The 19,144-nt window shown below is 50.6% G+C and carries 20 protein-coding genes; all 20 read right to left on the reverse strand.

The annotated features are described in order from the left end of the window. Nucleotides 1-2: 2 nt before the first annotated feature. Nucleotides 3-1,037: a glycosyltransferase family 2 protein gene (locus tag KK083_RS26820; protein ID WP_254169219.1), complete on the reverse strand. Its 1,035-nt coding sequence runs from the start codon at nt 1,035-1,037 to the stop codon at nt 3-5. 5 nt (nt 1,038-1,042) lie between these two features. Then, on the reverse strand, nt 1,043-2,014 hold the full coding sequence (locus tag KK083_RS26825; protein ID WP_254169220.1) for a glycosyltransferase family 2 protein: 972 nt from the start codon (nt 2,012-2,014) through the stop codon (nt 1,043-1,045). 6 nt (nt 2,015-2,020) lie between these two features. After that, nucleotides 2,021-2,806: an acyltransferase gene (locus tag KK083_RS26830; protein WP_254169221.1), complete on the reverse strand. Its 786-nt coding sequence runs from the start codon at nt 2,804-2,806 to the stop codon at nt 2,021-2,023. Next, the gene (locus KK083_RS26835; RefSeq protein ID WP_254169222.1) at nt 2,799-4,289 is read right to left on the reverse strand and encodes an O-antigen translocase; all 1,491 of its coding nucleotides are present in this window, start codon (nt 4,287-4,289) and stop codon (nt 2,799-2,801) included. Before KK083_RS26835 ends, KK083_RS26830 begins: the two co-directional genes overlap by 8 nt. A gap of 31 nt (nt 4,290-4,320) precedes the next feature. Then, nucleotides 4,321-5,436: a DegT/DnrJ/EryC1/StrS family aminotransferase gene (locus tag KK083_RS26840; protein ID WP_254169223.1), complete on the reverse strand. Its 1,116-nt coding sequence runs from the start codon at nt 5,434-5,436 to the stop codon at nt 4,321-4,323. Further along, nucleotides 5,433-5,936 carry an acyltransferase gene (locus tag KK083_RS26845; protein WP_254169224.1) on the reverse strand — a complete coding sequence of 168 codons (504 nt, stop codon included), beginning with the start codon at nt 5,934-5,936 and terminating at the stop codon, nt 5,433-5,435. The genes KK083_RS26840 and KK083_RS26845 overlap by 4 nt, the downstream gene beginning before the upstream one ends. Continuing rightward, nucleotides 5,933-6,844: a DegT/DnrJ/EryC1/StrS family aminotransferase gene (locus tag KK083_RS26850; RefSeq protein WP_254169225.1), complete on the reverse strand. Its 912-nt coding sequence runs from the start codon at nt 6,842-6,844 to the stop codon at nt 5,933-5,935. Before KK083_RS26850 ends, KK083_RS26845 begins: the two co-directional genes overlap by 4 nt. Nucleotides 6,845-6,846: 2 nt before the next feature. Beyond that, nucleotides 6,847-7,788, reverse strand: a complete 942-nt coding sequence (locus KK083_RS26855) for a GNAT family N-acetyltransferase (protein ID WP_254169226.1) — start codon at nt 7,786-7,788, stop codon at nt 6,847-6,849. A gap of 32 nt (nt 7,789-7,820) precedes the next feature. After that, on the reverse strand, nt 7,821-8,240 hold the full coding sequence (locus KK083_RS26860) for a sugar 3,4-ketoisomerase (RefSeq protein WP_254169227.1): 420 nt from the start codon (nt 8,238-8,240) through the stop codon (nt 7,821-7,823). Continuing rightward, nucleotides 8,218-8,643, reverse strand: coding sequence for a sugar 3,4-ketoisomerase (locus KK083_RS26865; RefSeq protein ID WP_254169228.1), 426 nt, complete (start codon nt 8,641-8,643; stop codon nt 8,218-8,220). Before KK083_RS26865 ends, KK083_RS26860 begins: the two co-directional genes overlap by 23 nt. Before the next feature lie 5 nt (nt 8,644-8,648). Continuing rightward, nucleotides 8,649-11,021, reverse strand: a complete 2,373-nt coding sequence (locus KK083_RS26870; RefSeq protein ID WP_254169229.1) for a polysaccharide biosynthesis tyrosine autokinase — start codon at nt 11,019-11,021, stop codon at nt 8,649-8,651. A gap of 4 nt (nt 11,022-11,025) precedes the next feature. Next, nucleotides 11,026-11,817 (reverse strand): polysaccharide biosynthesis/export family protein, encoded by a 792-nt coding sequence (locus tag KK083_RS26875; RefSeq protein ID WP_254169230.1) that lies wholly within the window; start codon nt 11,815-11,817, stop codon nt 11,026-11,028. 357 nt (nt 11,818-12,174) lie between these two features. Continuing rightward, nucleotides 12,175-13,293 carry a GDP-mannose 4,6-dehydratase gene (gene gmd / locus KK083_RS26880; RefSeq protein WP_254169231.1) on the reverse strand — a complete coding sequence of 373 codons (1,119 nt, stop codon included), beginning with the start codon at nt 13,291-13,293 and terminating at the stop codon, nt 12,175-12,177. 36 nt (nt 13,294-13,329) lie between these two features. Then, nucleotides 13,330-14,280, reverse strand: a complete 951-nt coding sequence (gene fcl / locus KK083_RS26885) for a GDP-L-fucose synthase (RefSeq protein ID WP_254169232.1) — start codon at nt 14,278-14,280, stop codon at nt 13,330-13,332. Between the two features lie 164 nt (nt 14,281-14,444). Further along, entirely contained in the window at nt 14,445-15,206 is a 762-nt protein-coding gene (gene cysQ, locus KK083_RS26890; protein ID WP_254169233.1) for a 3'(2'),5'-bisphosphate nucleotidase CysQ, read from the reverse strand. A 104-nt stretch (nt 15,207-15,310) separates the two neighbouring features. After that, nucleotides 15,311-16,570 carry a sulfate adenylyltransferase subunit CysN gene (gene cysN / locus KK083_RS26895; RefSeq protein ID WP_254169234.1) on the reverse strand — a complete coding sequence of 420 codons (1,260 nt, stop codon included), beginning with the start codon at nt 16,568-16,570 and terminating at the stop codon, nt 15,311-15,313. Nucleotides 16,571-16,614: 44 nt separating this feature from the next. After that, on the reverse strand, nt 16,615-17,064 hold the full coding sequence (locus KK083_RS26900) for a four helix bundle protein (RefSeq protein ID WP_254169235.1): 450 nt from the start codon (nt 17,062-17,064) through the stop codon (nt 16,615-16,617). Between the two features lie 111 nt (nt 17,065-17,175). Then, a complete protein-coding gene (cysD, locus tag KK083_RS26905) occupies nt 17,176-18,081 on the reverse strand; it encodes a sulfate adenylyltransferase subunit CysD (protein WP_254169236.1) in 906 nt (301 codons plus the stop codon). A gap of 122 nt (nt 18,082-18,203) precedes the next feature. Further along, a complete protein-coding gene (cysC, locus tag KK083_RS26910) occupies nt 18,204-18,800 on the reverse strand; it encodes an adenylyl-sulfate kinase (RefSeq protein ID WP_254169237.1) in 597 nt (198 codons plus the stop codon). Nucleotides 18,801-18,802: 2 nt separating this feature from the next. Further along, nucleotides 18,803-19,144: SLC13 family permease (locus KK083_RS32850; RefSeq protein WP_254169238.1), on the reverse strand; the 342-nt coding region annotated here is incomplete at its 5' end.

Below are 19,144 nucleotides of genomic sequence, written 5' to 3' on the forward strand. Positions count from 1 at the left end.
TACTAAGGACGAAGGATCCTCAGCAGTGGCGTTTTCAAAATCCTGTGAAGGAAAAACAAATACGGCGACACGTTATAAAACCATCCTTCAATGCGATAATAATTATTACAATCCTTTAATTGACATTTCGAAAGCCCGGCATCTTTCAGGCGTTTTATTGCCATCCTGAATTCCTTGAGCCGCGACAGGGAGCAGCGGGGTATCAGCACCAGCAAAATAAACTTGCAGATCGGCTGGTTCAGAAAATCTTTTTGATGCTGATCCAGTTTTTCCTTCTCCCTGAAACGAATGAGGTTCTGTGCACCTAGAATAAATCCCTGCGTAGCCCTTTCTGTGTAGAAGAGTGTGGAGTTGGTGGCAGACCCCGGCCTGGTCGTGCGCTGATAAAATGACCCGCCATCGAAGGCACAGCGCTCGGCGAGGCAAAGCAGCCTGGCGAGGAACTCTCCATCTTCCAGGTAGGGCACATTGGCCACATACCGGAGGTTAAATTGATTGATAAAACTTCTTTTGTACAGGATGCCCACCGATCTGTCGGGATCTGTTTTGCCATCTCCCCTCGAGATGTGGTACGCTTCCGGGCCTTTGAAGACCCGTCCCGCCACATCGGTGTACAGGATCTCGATGCGTTCACTGCCATCTGCTTCCAGGAATTTGTATCCGAGAAAAGTCACCTGCGCATCATGGCGCGACGCCGTTTCCAGGATCCGGCCGAACGAGTTCTCCAACACGTAATCGTCAGGGTCGATGAAAAGCAAGTACTCGCCTGTTGCCCTGTCGAGGGCGGCATTCCGTGCCATTGAAACGCCTTTGTTCACCTGGTCTATCAATACAATGTTGCTGAACTCCTTCATCAGGCGCAGCACCACCTCCCGGCTATTGTCCGGTGAGCCGTCGTTCACCACAATGATCTCATATTCATCGCGGGGTATGTCCTGGGCTTCAAGTGAACGGATACCTTTTTCGAGGTAGTCTTCGACCTTATAAACCGGGAGCATCACACTCAAACGTTTCTTATGGTTCAGGGACTCTGCCATTGTGATCAATTGGAATAAAATACATCATGCTTGCCTTTGCCCAGAACACGCTTCTTGAACGCAACAGCATACTGGAATGGGTTCAGGTATACCGTTAAGAATTTATAAAGCGTTTTCTGAAAGGCTTTGTTCTTGTTCAACCCAGCGCTCTGAAACAGCCGCGATACCAAAATGACGAATCGCTCCTGCCCGATGATATCCCAGGGCAGGTAAGGATAAACAAACTCCTTGCGGAAGAAATGCGTCTTTAGCAAAAGGGGTTTAAAGATTTGCTGGTTTCCAATATTATTCAACGCCTGTCCGTGCTGACGGTATCCCACGGTAAGCTTCATCATAAAATACAGCCTGAATCCCGCGTGTGTCAGCTTCAGCCACATGGGATAATCTTCAGCCACTTTGTGACGTTCATCGTACCCACCCACTGAAGTCAACGCCTGTTTATTAAAGAAGTAAGAGGGTGTAAAAGAGATCCTGTCTGAGATCAGCAGCAGCCTGAACTGGTCATCCGCGCTCAACTCAGGTTTCATGATATTTACCGGGAATTGCGCAGGCAGGATCCTCAGAAAACTTTTCTCATGGAAGTTGTCGGCATATAAAGCCACCTGCGAGAACAGGATCTTCACCTCGGGGCGCTCCATGACAAAGCTCATATTGTCTTCGATGCAATTCGGCAGCAGGATGTCATCGCCTGCAATGAACTTTATCCATTCAGCGCGCGAAGCTTTGATACACCGGTTGCAGTTGGCGGATACGCCCGTGTTCTGCGGAACCGTGATGAGGTCTGTTCTTACAAACCGGGAGCCATTCTTTTCCAGCCATGCCCTGCCGACCGCCACCGTATCATCAGTAGAGCAATCGTCAGATATGATAAGCTCTATGTTCTGATAGGTCTGCGCCTTCACACTTTCCAGCGTCTCAACGATGAACCGCGCCGAGTTATAGCTTGTTACAATGACCGATACTAAAGGTGTTGCCACTTTAAATTAATACGTTACTGATGTATATTGTCCATCCCTGTTTGCCGAATCATAAAAGTACCTGTACAGCTTTCGTTCCATTGGCTTGTCGCTGATGTATTCTACATTTTCCTTCAGCAGCTTAGCCGGTACTCCGCCAAGCATAATGCAGGAGGTATGGGTACTTGTGTAATTTTTATTGCATACGCTGCCGACGGCTACGATACAACAGTCAGGCAGTTGTGTTCCTTTCAATACCGTGACCCTGCTCCCGAGCCAAACCTGATTGCCGATGCTGACCGGTGCCGTGTTATCCGGAATACTGTTCAAGGCTGTGTCCCGGATAAAATGAAAGTCTGTATCGAAGAGCTGACATTCCCATGAGCCCATAAAATTATCGCCAATGGTCATACTCCTAAAAGAAACGATCTTTGAAAAACTACCGAACCATGCGTTGTTTCCCACTTCAAGCGATCCATTGGTCCATACAAGCAATTGCACCGCCCTCGAGAACTTGCACTCGCCTTTAAAGGTCAGGTTCCCTGACACTGAGATGCGCACAGGCTCGCGGGTGGCGATGATATTTTCATCTTCGCATCCGAATTGTATCATGCCTCTTTTCACGTTCTCCGCTTCTATCTGTATTTTCCCTGACATATCCGCCAGCTTCACCGGCCCGAAAATATATACAGGAAGTTTAAGCGCCCCACGCCAGCCAAATGCCCTGACATTAAAGTAGATCGTCTTCACAATATTTAATCTCACAAGCAACTTCAGGAACTCCCATGCGCGCGTCAACAAAAACCTAACCATTTCTCTTAAAAACCAGTTTATTAACAATTCCTTTCAGATCGATCCGGCGATTTATCTCATAATAAGAATAAACAACCGACAGGATCAATAAAGGTGCTGAAACAACGTACAATAAATTGCCTTCGATGTTTTTCGCCAGGACAAAACTTAATGCTGCGATTAGAAAATGCACTGCAAAAACCCTGTAGCATTCCGGGCTGAAAGCAAAGCCATAGCGATTACGAATGACTAAGAAATTCTGGACAACGGCGACGACATACGCAACTAAAAAAGAGATCCCAAGGCCTTCCAGTCCGAACAGGTAGTAACCAGCAATGTTCATCGCCAGTGTATAGACATTTGCGATCAGCTCATTATAGAAGAATACCTTTGTAGCGCCCTTGGCCATAAGCATAAAACCCATTGCCCAGGCGACCGCTTTCAGGAATATTGCCATCACGATCCATTGCACCATGCCGAGTGACGCGAGGAATTGCGTGGAATACAATACGACGATCGCAAATTTTATAAAGATCAAAAAGAGGATCAGGATCGGGCCGAGGATCAAAAGGGTCATTTCAGCCTGGTGGTTGAGCAGCGACCTGGCCTGCCCATCATCGTGCGCTACTGCCGAGAGTCTGGGATAATAATCCGTGCTCATCGCCGTAAAGACCATACCTACATATGTATTCACAATCGCAAAGCCGGCATTGAAGAGGCCCACATCTTCCACGCCACCGGTATTGCTGATATAGATCCTGGTAACGTATGAAGTTGCCAAGCCTATCACGCCACTCAGGCTGAGCAACACGCCCATCTTTACCATCCCCTTGCCCTCTTTGAAAAGGGTTGGCGTATCGAGCGGAACGGGAGCAACTTTCACCTTATTGCCAAAATAGTACGCGAGCATCATGGCCGACAGGGAGGTCAGCACCAGGGCTGGCACGATGCCGTCCACGCCATAATAGTAATAAACCGGCAGCGACACGATCAACCCTATGGTGGCACCCGCCACATTGGCCTTGGCAAGATAAGCCACCTTTCGAAGACCCTGCAACAACACATACTGGCCATTGCTCAGCGTGCTGAATAACAGCGTCACCGACAGCCACACAAATCCCAGCGTGTAATCCCTGTTGCCGAAGGTGATCTCGCTAAGCCAGGGAGACAGCACGATCACAACCCCTGTTCCCAATAAACCGGTGATCCAGACCAGCCTTCTCAGCGCGCTTGTTACCAGCGCAACCCGGTTCATATCACCCGTTGCATTGGCTTCGGAAACATTCTTCACTGCGCTCACATTCAGACCCAGCGACGTGATGCCGGTGATCAACGTGGTGGCTGATGTAAACAACCCGGAGATGCCCATCCCCGCTGTGCCCAGAAGAACAGCAACGATCTTGGTCCGTACAATGGTCAGCACGATCTGATAGAACTGAACACCACCGAAGATGGAAGTGGCCTTCATGATCTGACGGTACGATGACTGATTTGTGTTGGACATCTGCTATGCCAAGGGCTTTAAGGAATAAGACCTAAAATGTGTTTACTGCTTCCACTACTTTTTTAACCTCATCGTCTGTCATCACCGGGCTGATCGGGAGGCTCAGCACCTCATGATGAATCAGTTCCGTGATAGGAAAGGTCAGGTTGTTCCAGCTCCGGTAGGCTCCCTGCTTGTGCGGGGGGATCGGGTAATGGATCACCGTCTGCACGCCACGGTCAGTCAGGTGCTTTTGCAACGCATCGCGCTGTTTGCTCCTGATCACAAAGAGGTGCCACACATGCTGCAGGTATTCCACCGGCGCACCGGCGCTGCCGATCTTTGGTAACTGAACTTTGCCGTTCGTGATGTTATTCAAATAGAAGGCAGCAACTTCGCGACGCCGCAGGTTGTCTTTGTCCAGGCGCCTGAGCTTTACGCGCAATGCCGCGGCCTGAAGCTCATCCAGGCGGGAGTTCACACCCTGTATATCGTTGTGGTATTTCTGCTTCGAGCCATAGTTGCCCAGGGCAGCCACGACACCGGCAAGCTCATCATCATCGGTGGTAACGGCACCGGCATCGCCCAATGCGCCAAGATTCTTACCGGGATAAAAGCTGTGGCCCGCCGCATCTCCCAACGCCCCTGTGCGCTTACCGTCATGAAAACAGCCAATAGCCTGCGCATTGTCTTCGATCAGCTTCAGGTTATGTTTTTTGGCCAGTCGTTCGATCTCAGGGTGCATGGCGTTTTGACCGTAGAGATGAACCAGCAAAATACCTTTGGTGCGCGGTGTGATCTTCTCCTCTATCCGGAGCGGATCCAGGTTGTAAGTATTGATATCCGGCTCCGTCAGCACCGGCACGAGGCGGTTGTCTGTGATGGCCAGGATGGAAGCGATGTACGTGTTGGCGGGTACGATGATCTCATCGCCTTCTTTCATATGGCCCAGCTCCATGTATGCCTTCAGGATCATGCGCAGCGCATCGAGTCCGTTGGCCACGCCAACACAATGCTTCGTGCCTGTGAACGAAGCGTATTCCTTTTCGAAAGCCTTGAGCTCATCACCCAGCAGATACCAGCCTGAGTCGAGCACGCGGTTTACGGCCTGCTTCAGCTCAGGGTTAAAAGAGTCGTTGATTTTTTGAAGGTCGAGAAACTTGATCATTCACTTAAGATTTTAGCTTTTTCCGCTTCCGTCATCTCGCGGATCACTTTGGCCGGCGCGCCGCCGATGATCGTAAAGTCGGGAAAGGACTTATTGACAAAACTATTAACAGCAACAATACAATATTTACCCAGCGTCACGCCCGGCATGATCACGGCCCCTGCCCCGATCCAGCTATGATCGCCGATGGTCACGGGTCCGCTGGTGATGGGGAACACACGCTGAAGGGCTTTGGATGCATTGGGACCCGACGCTGACATGATGTGCACGTTGGGCGCAATGCTCACGTTGGTTCCGATGATCACCTTCTCGGCATAGCCGTCGATGATGGTATTCATTCCCACATACGAATCGTTCCTGATCTCCAGGATGTGCGCCGCGCTGCCATACACACTGCAACGCTTGGCGATCTTCACATTGTCGCCGATCCTGATGTTGTTAAAAGACGTTGAAGGATCTATCTCAACATTGTTGCCAAGGTCTATGTTTGAAAATTTCATTTTGAAAAAGATTGTATGACCATTGCAAAATAATCCAGATCAACACCGATCAACGACTGGTGTACCGGTATAAAGAACGCGCGCTCTCCGTAAAAAACGCTGCACTGTATGCCGTGACTGAAAAGATAGTCGCGCATTCTTTTCAGGTCGGTTTTTTCGTCAGGAACCTTGAACATAAAGACACCGGGCACAACACCTTCCTCGAGCGGAAGCCGCTCTTCGAAACCCAATGCGTGCAGCCGCATCTTCAGGCCGTTGTAGCTCCTCAGCCTGTTGGCGATGATCTCCGCTTTTTTGGCAAGATGAAAAGACAGCACTTTTCTGATATACGGCAACATCCGCGGATGCTCCCAACGCTCCGGTTCAACAGCAACGTCTTTGTTGTGCACCAGCACGCCGCCTATCTGAACGGGAAACATCTTCGGAAAGCTGTACACGACAAAATCGCCGACCTTGCCGATAGTGCTGTTCGCGTCTTCCGAAAAGAAAGCATAGGCAACGTCTTCGATGATGGGAAGGTTATAAGCCCTGAGCTGCTCCAGCTGAGGATACGGATAGCCGAATTCATGGATGACCAGGATCACCTTGGTTGTGGCGTCAACCTCCCTGTTCCACCGGCAATATCTTTCGATCTCTCCGGTAACACATCCGCTCACGTAAAAATTACCGGTGGTCGTTAGAATGGTGACCACATCATGCTTCTGAAGCTTGTAATGGCTCAGCGCTTTGTTGATGGCACTTCTGCCATTGATCGTATAAGTAAAACGACGGCCGGGGAACCGTGTAGCAAAATATGTGTCTGCCGTATCATCGTCGGGCAGCCGCATATGCTCGTGTATGTCTGCTGTGGTGAACGGACTTATCTTGTAATCAGGAAGTAAATATGGATCTGGGTTAAGGATGAGCATATCTACAGCGCTTTGATAAAAGTAAACTTGGACGTGACCTCACAACCGATGCTTTCCTTGAACTCACACAAACCATAATTGGGAACGGAATTTTCCGTTGATGGCCCGATATCGACAATGCGGTAATTATTCTTTTTATAGTACTCAAAAACACTGTACGATAAAAAGTTCATCGTTCTCAAATGTGCGTATTCAGGCAGGTCGCCCCAATAGATCACCTGCACCACCTTGTCTGCCACGGTGAAAACAACGGCGGCGGCGATATCGGTACCTGTGGCATCTGCTGCCAGGAAAAAATCCGCGGGAACCACCTGCGAGGTAGCGTGCACCTGCTCCCAGGTCATGCGCAGCGGGAAGCCCCTCGCCTCACGGTTGCGCCTGATCACTTCATAGGCTGCTGCCTGCTCGTCAACCGACTCGCAACGCCTGAACGACAGGTTGCTCGCCAGCGATGCCTTCAGGTTCTTTCTCGCATTATGCCAGATCGACTCAAGGTAGCCCGGCCCCAGCCTCGACAGATCGAAGTGATGGTTGAGCTCGATGTTCCCAATAGTGAATTGCTTACGGTATAAGCTGTTGACCTGCTTGGCAATAAAAGTATTGTCATATACTGCCGGCGGCAAGGTCAGCTTGATCTTGCTGATCTTTTTTTCCCGGGCCCAGGTCTCCAGCGCGTCGATCGACTCTTCCAGGAAAGGAAGCCTCAGATCGGCACTGAGCGGAATAAATGCGCCAAAGGGAGCGGAAAAAGGCGAAGAGAACACACCCCCGGTAACACCACCTGAAATGGCTACACGGTTCTTGGTGTCTTTGAACAGGAGGTAATAAACACTTTCTGCTTTCGACTCGTTGAGCTTGTTGAATGCCGCACCGCCAAATACATGATAGGGTACTCTAACCGCACCTTTGTATAAGTCAGCCGACACTTCCTCTACCGTCATCATCGATGATTGAAAAAAATTACGTTTAAAGAGGATTACAATTTTTTCTTGTAATCGAGAAATTCATTATAGTGCCTGATGTAATCCGCCTCTGAATACAACAGCGACGATAACACAAGGCAGATTGCGCCTGATGAAAAATTATCCAGCTCGCGCCAGATACCGGGCGGCACAAACACTCCCATATAAGGCCTTGACAGGTTGAAGGTCCTTTTTACTTTTCCATCGTTCAGAATAATATCGAAACTTCCGCTGGCCGCCACGATAAACTGCTGCAGATCCTTATGCGCATGCCCGCCCCTTGCCTCACCCCCCGGCACATCGTATAAATAGTACACCCGCTGTATGTCGAACGGTATTTCCTGTCCGGTGTTCACGGCGGTGATGTTGCCAGAAGGACTATAGACACGCGGCAACTGCATCAGGCTGCAATCAAATACGGTTGTTGTTCTCATGCAGTTTTTTAAATTCATTAAAGTCACGGATGTAGTCCTCGGCGCTGTACACCATGTTCGACAGGTGCAGCCCCAGGGCATTCGTGGAAAAATTCTCCATATGTCTCCAGGTCAGCGATGGCAGGTACAAGCCATAATACGACCTGTTCAACGGATACCGCACCTGCGTGCCATCCGGTTTTGTTACCACCACGTCGAAGCTTCCGCTCAGCGCGATGATGATCTCCCGCTGCTGATGGTAAGCGTGCCCGCCGCGCGTATCTCCCCCCGGCACATCGTAGGTCCAGAAAGCGCGCTCCATCTTGAAGGGCAGATGATCGGGGTGTTGCAGAAAAGTGAGATTTCCCCGGGGATCGTTGATCTTCGGGAAGCTCAAAATGGCGGGCTCTGTTGAATGATCCATAGCAATTATTCAGTATAGTACCCGCCTCCGTTCTTTTCTCCTTTTATGTAACCATAGCCGTACCCGTAGCCATAGCCGTAACCATAGCCATAGCCATAACCGTAGCCAGGTCCTGACCTGTAAATATCATTGAGCACAATGCTGATGCGCTGCAGCTTTGACGAAGCATAAAAATCCTGCACGGTCTTCAGCAGGTCCTTCGGTGTATAGTTCTGCCGCACCAGGAAAAGTGTATGGTCTGCGTAACGCGACAGCGCAAAGGCATCTGTAACGATGGCCAGCGGCGGCGTATCGATGATGATGCAGTCGTATAGTTCCTTCGCTTCTTTGATGAATGAGTCCATGCGCGGGGTGAGCAACAGCTCGCTGGGGTTCGGAGGCACGGGGCCGCCGGTGATCAGGTCGAGGTTCTCGTACGGAGTCTTTTGCAGCACCTCCTTGAACGATCCAAGTCCTGCCAGGTAGGTGCTCAGGCCTGTGTTGTTGTTCAGGTTGAAGTCGCCAAACAGTTTGGGCTTCCGCATATCGGCGCCCACGATCAGTACACGTTTACCGGACAACGCAAGCACAGAAGCAAGGTTGATTGACGTAAAGGTCTTGCCTTCACCGCTGATGGAGCTGGTGATGAGAAATATGGATTTGTCTCGCTGCCCGATGAAATAATGAAGATTGGAACGCAGCGCCCTGAACGACTCTGCGATCAGCGATTTCGGCTGATTAAAAACGGCAAGGTTATCACGACCCTTCTTATGGCCTACCCCCCCGATGAAAGGAATGGTGGTGTGCTTCTCGATATCCTCCCTTGACTGGATCCTGTTATCCAACACTTCAAACAGGCCGAAGATCAGCAGGGGCAGGATCAGTCCGAGCGAGAATGCAAAAGCGTAATTGGTAGCTGCTTTAGGGGCGATGGGGCCGCCTGCAATGGGTGGATTCACCAATACGATATCCGATGTGTTGGATGCCTGGGAGATGGCTGCCTCCGAACGTTTCTGGAGCAGGAAAATGTAAAGATTCTCCATGAGCGAATAATTCCGCTGAATTGATACCAGCGCACGTTCTGTCACCGGCAGGTAGCCCAGCTCCTTTTCAGCGGCCTTGATCTGCCGGTCAAGATACTGTAGCTTGATGTCATCGGTAGATTCCTGGTTGCGTACAGACTCTACGATATCGCGCTTCATCTCACTGATGCCTTTTATCGCGTCCTGTACGATAGGGTTGTCTTTTTTACGGAGCATCTTGATCTCCATCTGGATCCCGGTCATTTTGGAGACGAGGTCGCTGAGGATCGGATCTGTGATGCCTACAGAAGTTGGCAGGATGATCTGATCAAGGTTTTCATTCTGCTGAATGTAATCGATCAGGTACTTATAATAGTTCTTACGGATGATGAGCTCCGCTTTCTGAGCCTCCACCACTTCAATTTTTTCGTACAGCCTGAGCGCCTCTTCCGAGAGGTCGGTCATCACATTCTTGCCCTTGAAGTGTTGGAGCTGGCGTTCAACCTGCCGCAGGGAATCGCTGATGCCTTCGAGCTGTTCAGAAATAAAATCCACGGTTCTCGAGGCCGTCTGGTTCTTCTTGTCCAGGTCGCTTTTCTGATAGTGGGCTATCAGTCCTGTCAGAAAATCCTTTTCTTTTTTGGGGTTGGAACCGGTGATCGACAGGTTCAAAACGCCTGCGCCCTCTTCCGCCCAGTTCACACCCAGATCGCGGATGTACCGTGATGCCATCGACATGGGCAGCGTGTATGTAAAGATCAGGTGCTCGTTGAAAATGGCTTCCAGGGTCTCAGGCGTCTTCACCCTGAATACACCACGGAATCCTTTAAAGGAGATCGTATCGTCGAAATGGAACTTCTTGGTCTGCAGGTCCTCTTCGTCACCTGTTTTCAGCTCGAACTCGCGGGCATTGAGCGCTACAAAATAGAAACGTGTATTCCGTGAAACACTGTCCCTGACAGGAATGGCTTCTATGGGAAGATCGTCATAAGCTTCCGTGGTGAGGATGTTCCCCTCGCGGAAAAAGGCAACGTCAAAATTCAGGTCTTCCACCACCCGCTGCACCAGCGGATAGGATTTGATGATGTAGGTCTCGTTAAGGTAATTGCGTTTAACGTTCAGCAACGGGTTGTTATAGATGAGCTCGGCGCCCGAGATATCGCCTTCTTCTTTTACAATAACAGAAGCTGTGACGGGATAAATGCGTGTAGAATAACGGTTGTTCAAAAAGGCAATGACCAGCGCAACCCCTATGGAGATAACCACGATGTACCAATAGTGCAACGCGCGGTACAACACTCTTTTGTAATCAATGTTGAACCCTTCATTGGATTGCCGCTCGATCAATGGTTCCGGATGTAATTCGGTTTTGTTCAAGTTGTTATTTACTTAAGGTAAAGGCCACCAGGATCAGGGAAAGAGTAGAAACGACCACAGTGAAGTTCTGACCAAAATACTTCCTGAAGGGACGTTGCTTCAACGGAGGCACGATCAGCACATCATTCTGATAAACATAGTAATAAGGCGAATTGATAAAATTCTCATCCAGCAGGTTCACATACTGCACTTCGGTCTTTCCGCCGTGCTGCCTGATCAGCTTGATGTTCGAGCGGTCGGCCAGGTCACTCAGTCCGCCTGCCTGCCCGATGGCTTCCAGCAGGGTTACCCGGTTGTTGCTCAGGGTCACCGTTCCCTCCTGGGCCACCTCACCGAGCAATGTAAAACGATAGTTCAGCAAACGTACCTTCACCACTGGCGATTCAAGATACTGGTTGGCCAGCTGCTGAAGTTTATCCTGGATCTGAAAAACCGTGAGGCCGGCTACCTTGATCTTGCCTACTGCGGGAAATGGTATTTCGCCATTGTCGTCAACCAGTTCTCCGATGAGCAGCGCCCCGCTTCCGGTGGCCATGTTACCGCCCATCTGCTGGAGGTTCTTGTTGGAGAGGAAATCGTATTTCTCAGGTGTAAGACTTTCAAAACGAACCGAGATCAGGTCGTTCGACTGGATCTTGTAATCGAAGGTGTCAGGCTGATACGACCGCAGGACAGTATCTTTGGGGATGCCCGTTTGGTGGAGGTCGTTCTTCTGTAAAAGGGTCACTTTCTTGTTCGAAACACAGGCGCTAAAAAGTAATAAGGCAAGAACAAAAAACAGCCATATTCGCGTCATTTTCACATTTTTTTCAGGTTAAAGGCCGTAAATATACAATAAGAAAAGGAAATTCCATTTCACTTTTTAAGCGGCACTAATTGCACTTTAACTGGCCAACAGTCACGTTAATCGCTTTACTGTTTGAAAAGTAAACGCGAGGTAAAGATTTATCTCAAATGATGAGCTCAACCATTAAAGCCTGTCTGCAACGCAGGAGATAGCGGCACACAAAGCCTGTTACGGGGACACCGGGATTTCACAAAAAAGGTTACAGCGCGTTCATCAAACTGCACCGGCATCTCGTGCAGACCCCGCCCCTGTCATTTGGTGTGCATGAACCTGGCCGGAATCCGTTTTTTGGCGATTGAAATAAGTTTACTCGTGGTAATTGAACACCCGGAAGCCTCCCTGCTTCAGGTGGGTGTCCCTCCTCATCAGGCTGAGGTCGGCGTCGACCATCTCTGCCAGCAAGGAGTTCACGTCATGCTTGGGTTTCCATCCCAGGATCGACTTGGCTTTGGTCGGGTCTCCCAGCAGCAGGTCTACCTCCGTTGGCCTGAAATAGCGGGGATCGATGGCCACGATCTCGTCTCCCGGCTTCAGCACACAATCCTCCACGGCATTGGTCACACTCTCAACAATGCCAATTTCATTCACACCTTTGCCTTTGAAGGAGAGGATCACACCTACGTGGGCAAAAGAGCGGGTCAGGAAATCACGCACCGAGGTAGTGGCACCGGTAGCGATAACGTAGTCTTCTGCTTGGGGCTGCTGAAGGATCAGGTGCATCGCCTCGATATAATCCCGGGCATGGCCCCAGTCGCGTTTGGCATCGAGATTACCCATGTAAAGTTTTTGCTGCAGTCCCAGCACAATACGGGCTACGGCCCTGGTGATCTTCCTCGACACGAAGGTCTCCCCGCGAAGTGGGGACTCGTGATTGAAGAGGATCCCATTGCAGGCATACATATCGTAAGCCTCGCGATAGTTCACGGTGATCCAGTACCCGTACAGCTTCGCCACGGCATACGGAGACCTCGGGTAGAAAGGTGTTGTTTCCTTCTGCGGGATCTCCTGCACTTTGCCGTACAGCTCCGAAGTGGAGGCCTGGTAGATCCTTGTTTTTTTGGTCAGTCCCAGGATCCTTACCGCTTCCAGTATGCGCAGGGTTCCAACGGCATCGGTATTGGCTACATATTCAGGCATCTCGAAGCTCACCCTCACATGACTCATGGCACCGAGGTTGTAGATCTCGTCGGGCTGGATTTCCTGGATCAGGCGGATCAGGTTGGTGGAATCCGTAAGGTCGCCATAGTACAGCTTCATCCTCGCACCTTTGTCGTGCGGGTCCTGATAAATATGGTCGATCCTGTCGGTATTGAATAAAGAAGATCTCCGCTTCAAACCGTGCACTTCATATCCTTTATTCAAAAGGTATTCGGCCAGATAAGCGCCGTCCTGTCCTGTGATACCTGTAATAAATGCCTTTTTCATATCAATGATCTATAACCAAACTTTAAACTTCAAACCTTAAACCTTCACAGTCGAGTAAACATCGACCTTCGCGAGAAAATCCTCGTATGTTTTTACCAGGCCTTCCCGGAGACCGGTTTTATGCTTGAACCCTAACGCATGCAGCTTCGAGCTGTCCATCAGTTTTCTGGGTGTGCCATCAGGCTTCGAAGCATCGAAGGTGATCTTACCCTGATACCCTACGACCTCAGCCACGAGGCGGGCCAGCTCGAGGATGGATACTTCTTCGCCGGTGCCCACGTTGATCAGCTCCGGGTTCTCATAACGCTCCATAAGGAAAACACAGGCCTCCGCCAGGTCGTCTGAGAACATGAATTCCCGCAGCGGTTTGCCCGATCCCCAGATAGCCACTTCCGGGCTACCCGCCACCTTGGCTTCATGGAACCGCCTCATCAGCGCCGGAAGCACGTGCGAGTTCTGCGGATGATAATTGTCTCCATACCCGTACATGTTGGTGGGCATGGCCGATATAAAGCGGCTGCCGTGCTGCTTGTGATAGGCCTGGCAAAGCTTGATGCCTGCGATCTTGGCAATGGCATAAGCTTCGTTGGTCGGCTCCAGGTATCCAGATAAGAGGCTTTCTTCCCGGATGGGCTGCTCGGCCAGCTTCGGATAGATGCACGACGATCCGAGGAACAGCAGCTTCTTCACTTTGTGGGTGAAAGCAGCATGGATCACGTTGTTCTGGATCATCAGGTTATCGTACAGGAAATCGGCGGGATAGGTATTGTTAGCGTAGATGCCGCCAACCTTGGCCGCAGCATCAAAAACATATTCGGGCTTTTCCTGTGAAAAGAAGTTGTTCACTGCCGCCGTGTCGCGGAGGTCAAGCGTAGCGCTGGTGGCATAGACCAGGTTCGTATATCCTTTGCTCTTCAGGCATCGCACAATGGCTGAGCCTACCATTCCGCGGTGGCCGGCTACGTATATTTTTGATGATTTCTCCATAACTGCTTGAAAGGCATTTGTCGTAACGAGGTTATGGAAGCCAAAACCTCCATACAGCACGATCCTGCCCGCTTTTTAACTTTAAAAGGCCGTAAATATACGGTGGAAAATCGAATTCGACGTTATTCCAGGGCATTACCCCTTGTAACAGAAAATCATAACGCTTACAGAACCAGGAAAAACGGATTCAGCAGGTTCTCTTTATTGTAGATGAGCGCTTCGTTTGTACCAGCCTGCAGCACCTGTGCGCCCGTTTCGAGCACCACCGCATGCGCTGCCGCTGTATCCCATTCCATTGTCGGTGCATACCGGGGATAAAGATCGGCGTGCCCCTCTGCCACCAGCATGAACTTGAGGCTGCTGCCTTTTGATACCAGCACAGGGTTCTTCAGTTTATCGATAAAATTTTGGGTCTCCTCATTCATGTGCGATCGCGAGGCCACCACCCGCAGCCCGGGTTGATCAAGCTTTACCGGGGCGCGTTTTTTCAACGGTACCTCCTGTCCATTTTTCTTCAGCCACGCGCCGAGTCCTTTCGCGGCATAGAACACGTCGCCCGTCACCGGAACAGCCACCACACCCAGCACCGGAGCACCTTTGTGGATGAGCGCAATGTTTACCGTGAACTCACCGTTGCGTTTGATGAATTCCTTGGTGCCGTCAAGGGGATCCACCATCCAGAAATACTCCCAGCCACGCCGTGCAGCATAAGCAACGTCCGCTCCCTCCTCGCTGAGCAGGGGAAGGTTAGTTGGGGTGAGCAGCTCACTGATCTTCTCGTGTGCCCGTTTGTCTGCAAGGGTCAGCGGAGAATTGTCTCCCTTTACCTCCGCCTGAAAATCGGCCGAGTTGTATACCGCCAGTATCTCCCTGGAGGCGGCAGTTGCGGCTTCGATAGCGGTGGGGAGTAGTGATTTTAGGTCCATCTTTGTAAACGCGGTATAGTTTCAGGTTTAAAATTTAAAGTTTAAAGTTAGCGGATGCTCCGACTCAACTTGAAACTTCAAACCTGAAACTTGCAACTTTAAACTTAAACTATCATCCCCGCTGCCACCGTCTCGTTCGTGCCTTCATCCACCAGGATCAGGCTGCCGGTGATCCGATTCTTCCGGTAGCTGTCGAAGAACAGGGGTTGTGCCGTTCTGATCTTCACGCGGGCGATATCGTTCATGGCGAGGTGGTCTACGTTCTCGAGGCGGGTGAGCGAGTTAATGTCGAGCTTGTACTGGATCTCTTTGAGCACACCGCGCACTTCACGGGTGGTGTGGCGCACGTAGAACTTGGTGTTGAGGTTTACAGGCTTCTGGTTCATCCAGCACAGCATGAGGTCAAGGTCCTGCTCCGACTGCGGATGATTGTTCGGTTTGGCGATGATGTCGCCGCGGCTGATATCGATCTCGTCGGCCAGCGTCATGGTCACCGACATGGGCGCAAATGCTTCCTCCAGTGGTTTGCCACCGAACTCGATGGTTTTGATCTTTGAATTGAAACCAGAAGGCAATACCACGATGTCGTCGCCCGGGCGGAAGATCCCGCCTGCAACCCTGCCCGCATATCCACGGAAGTCATGATACTCCTTCGACTGGGGTCTTATCACATACTGAACAGGAAAACGGCTATCGATATGGTTGTAATCACTTTCGATGTGAACCGTCTCCAGCATGTGCATCAGCGTGGCGCCCTGGTACCATGGCGTGTTCTCGGAACGGTGCACCACGTTGTCGCCCGCCAGCGCGCTGATGGGCACGAACTGGATGTCGGAAACTTCCAGCTTAGAAGAAAATGCTTTATACTCCTGTACAATCTTGTCATACACCGCTTCATCGTAGCTCACGAGGTCCATCTTGTTGACGCATACAATGATGTGGGGGATCTTCAGCAGTGATGCGATGTACGAGTGCCTGAAGGTTTGCTCCACGAGGCCTTTCCGCGCATCGATGAGGATCAGCGCCAGGTTGGCAGTAGAAGCACCCGTCACCATGTTGCGGGTATATTGAATATGTCCAGGTGTATCGGCAATGATGAACTTACGCTTGGGTGTGGCGAAGTAGCGGTACGCAACATCGATGGTAATGCCCTGCTCCCGTTCAGACTTCAATCCGTCTGTCAGCAGTGAAAGGTCCACATAATCGAAACCTTTCTTCGCGCTGGAAGCTTCCACCGCCTCGAGCTGGTCTTCAAAGATCGATTTGCTATCATACAGCAAACGCCCGATAAGCGTGCTCTTGCCGTCGTCTACGCTGCCGGCGGTGGTGAAACGGAGTAACTGATTATCTAAGTAAGTTGACATGGTCAAGTTTGAAATTTAAAGTTTGAAGTTTAAGGTTGAGGGGATCAGTTTGTTTCGGAGAGATCGGTATCAGAGATGGGGTGATTGCCGTATCCTTCAAAGGGTTCTAGAAATTTTGATCCTCTTATGGACGAAGTCTGAAGATAGCTCATAAATCCAGAAATCATTTTACTGATTGCCAGGGCTTCTGTCTTTAAGTTGACAAAAGTTTCCTCAGTTATGTGTTTCCTGTCCACTGCCCTGTACAACTGTGATCGGGTTTCACCAGCAGACCCCTTGGCATACGATAAAAAGTTTATAAACTCCTTATTCCCTCCACGTTCGAATCCCTCTGCTATATTATCCATAACGGATCCACTGGCATCGTTGATCTGATTTCTCAAGGAGTAATCTTTCGCAAAACTCCCCTCCTGGGTCAAATCATATATTTTCAGCGAAAAAGCCCGCGCCCTTTGCCAGACCTCAATATCCTCAAATGATTTTATCGTAGCCATCTTTAAACTTTTAACCCAATTTAACCAACACCCACCCCTAAACCGAGCTTAACTTTAAACTTTTAACTTTAAACTTTTAACTTTAAACTCACCCGACCCGCAACTGGCAAATCAAAAATACCCGCTTTTTTTCCGGTCTTCCATCGCCGTCTCCGAGCGTTTGTCGTCGGCGCGGGTGCCACGTTCTGTTTTGCGCGAGCTCGCTACTTCGGCAATGATCTTTTCGAGTGTATCTGCATCCGACTCAACGGCCCCGGTAATGGGCATGTCACCGCAGGTCCTGAAACGTACGATCTTCTTCATGGGAACTTCATCGGGTTTCAGCTTCAGGTACGGCGATGTGGAGAGGATCGCTCCATCGCGGATGATCACCTCACGTTCGTGCGAGAAGTAAAGTTTGGGGATCGGAATGTTCTCGGCATAAATGTATTGCCACACGTCCATCTCGGTCCAGTTAGAGATCGGGAACACGCGGAAGTGTTCGCCCATGTGTTTGCGTCCGTTGAAAAGATTCCAGAGCTCCGGGCGCTGGTTCTTGGGATCCCACTGTCCGAACTCATCGCGGTGAGAGAAGAAACGTTCCTTGGCCCTCGCCTTCTCTTCGTCCCGGCGGGCACCACCCATGGCGGCACCAAACTTATGCTGCTCAATGGTGTCCAGCAGGGTCACGGTCTGCAGCGCATTGCGGCTGGCATTGTATCCTGTCTCTTCTTTTACACGTCCCTTGTCGATGCTCTCCTGAACCGAGCCCACCACCAACCGCACGCCCAGCTCGTTCACCAGCCAGTCCCTGTATTCCATGGTCTCCGGAAAATTGTGACCGGTGTCGATGTGCACCAGCGGGAAAGGGATCTTGGCCGGATAAAACGCCTTGCGCGACAAATACGCTAACACGATCGAGTCTTTACCACCCGAGAACAGCAGCGCCGGGTTCTCAAACTGCGCAACCACCTCACGGATCACAAACACAGCCTCCGCCTCAAGCTCTTTCAGATGACTCAAATAATACTGGCTCATTCGCTAAGTTTAAAGTTTCAAGTTACAAGTTCAAAGTTACAGGTTTAAAGTTTAAAGTCAGGTCGCAGTTTCAAGTCCATGGAGCGAAGCGACTACCTCACCCCAACCTTAAACTTTAAATTTTAAATTTTCAACTTCACCACCGGCCCCACCACCTTCATCAGCTCCCGCACGGATTCTTCCACGCTCATGGTGTGCGTAAGAATGGTCACGTCAGGGTGTCTGGGCTCCTCGTACGGCGAATCGATGCCTGTGAAATTTTTCACTTCACCGGCACGCGCTTTCTTATACAATCCTTTTACATCGCGCTGCTCGCAGATCTCGATCGGGGTGTTCACATACACTTCGAGGTAGTTGTCAGCGCCAACGATGTTCTTCACCTGCTGACGGTCTGCCTCGAACGGCGAGATGAAGGCCGACAACACTATGATGCCCGCATCCAGCATCAGCTTCGACACCTCCCCGATCCTGCGGATGTTCTCGATCCGTCCCTCGTCGGTAAACGTAAGGTCTTTGTTCAGGCCCGTCCTGATATTATCGCCATCGAGCAGGTAGGTTTTGAAGCCCAGCGCATGCAGCTCCGCTTCAAGCTGTACCGCCAGCGTCGATTTGCCCGATCCTGATAGCCCGGTAAACCAGATCAGCAGCGGCCGCTGGTTCAGCAACTGGTGCCGTTGCGCGGCGCTCACTTTTGTTTTGATGGGATACAGGTTGTTCAAGGTCAGATCAGGTTATAGTAGTAGGCAATAAATCCGATACAAATTACTGTATAAAGCACTGTGAGCGGTCCGCCCACGCGCAGAAAATCTTTGAACGTATAACCACCGGGGCCATACACCATGAGGTTGGTCTGGTAGCCGATGGGTGTCATAAAATCGCCCGACGCAGCATAGGCAATGGCCACAAAAAATGGCGTGTAGCTCAGGTGCATTTGTTCGGCCATCGACATGGCAATGGGGAACACAATAGAAACCGCGGCCGCGTTGGTGATGAGGGCTGTGAGGAAGATGTGTCTCTTATTCACATCTGACGCTGCCGACGAAGTTGGCTGTGTAGCTGGGGG

Source organism: Chryseosolibacter histidinae, from assembly GCF_018598225.1.
Taxonomy (GTDB): domain Bacteria; phylum Bacteroidota; class Bacteroidia; order Cytophagales; family Cyclobacteriaceae; genus Chryseosolibacter; species Chryseosolibacter histidini.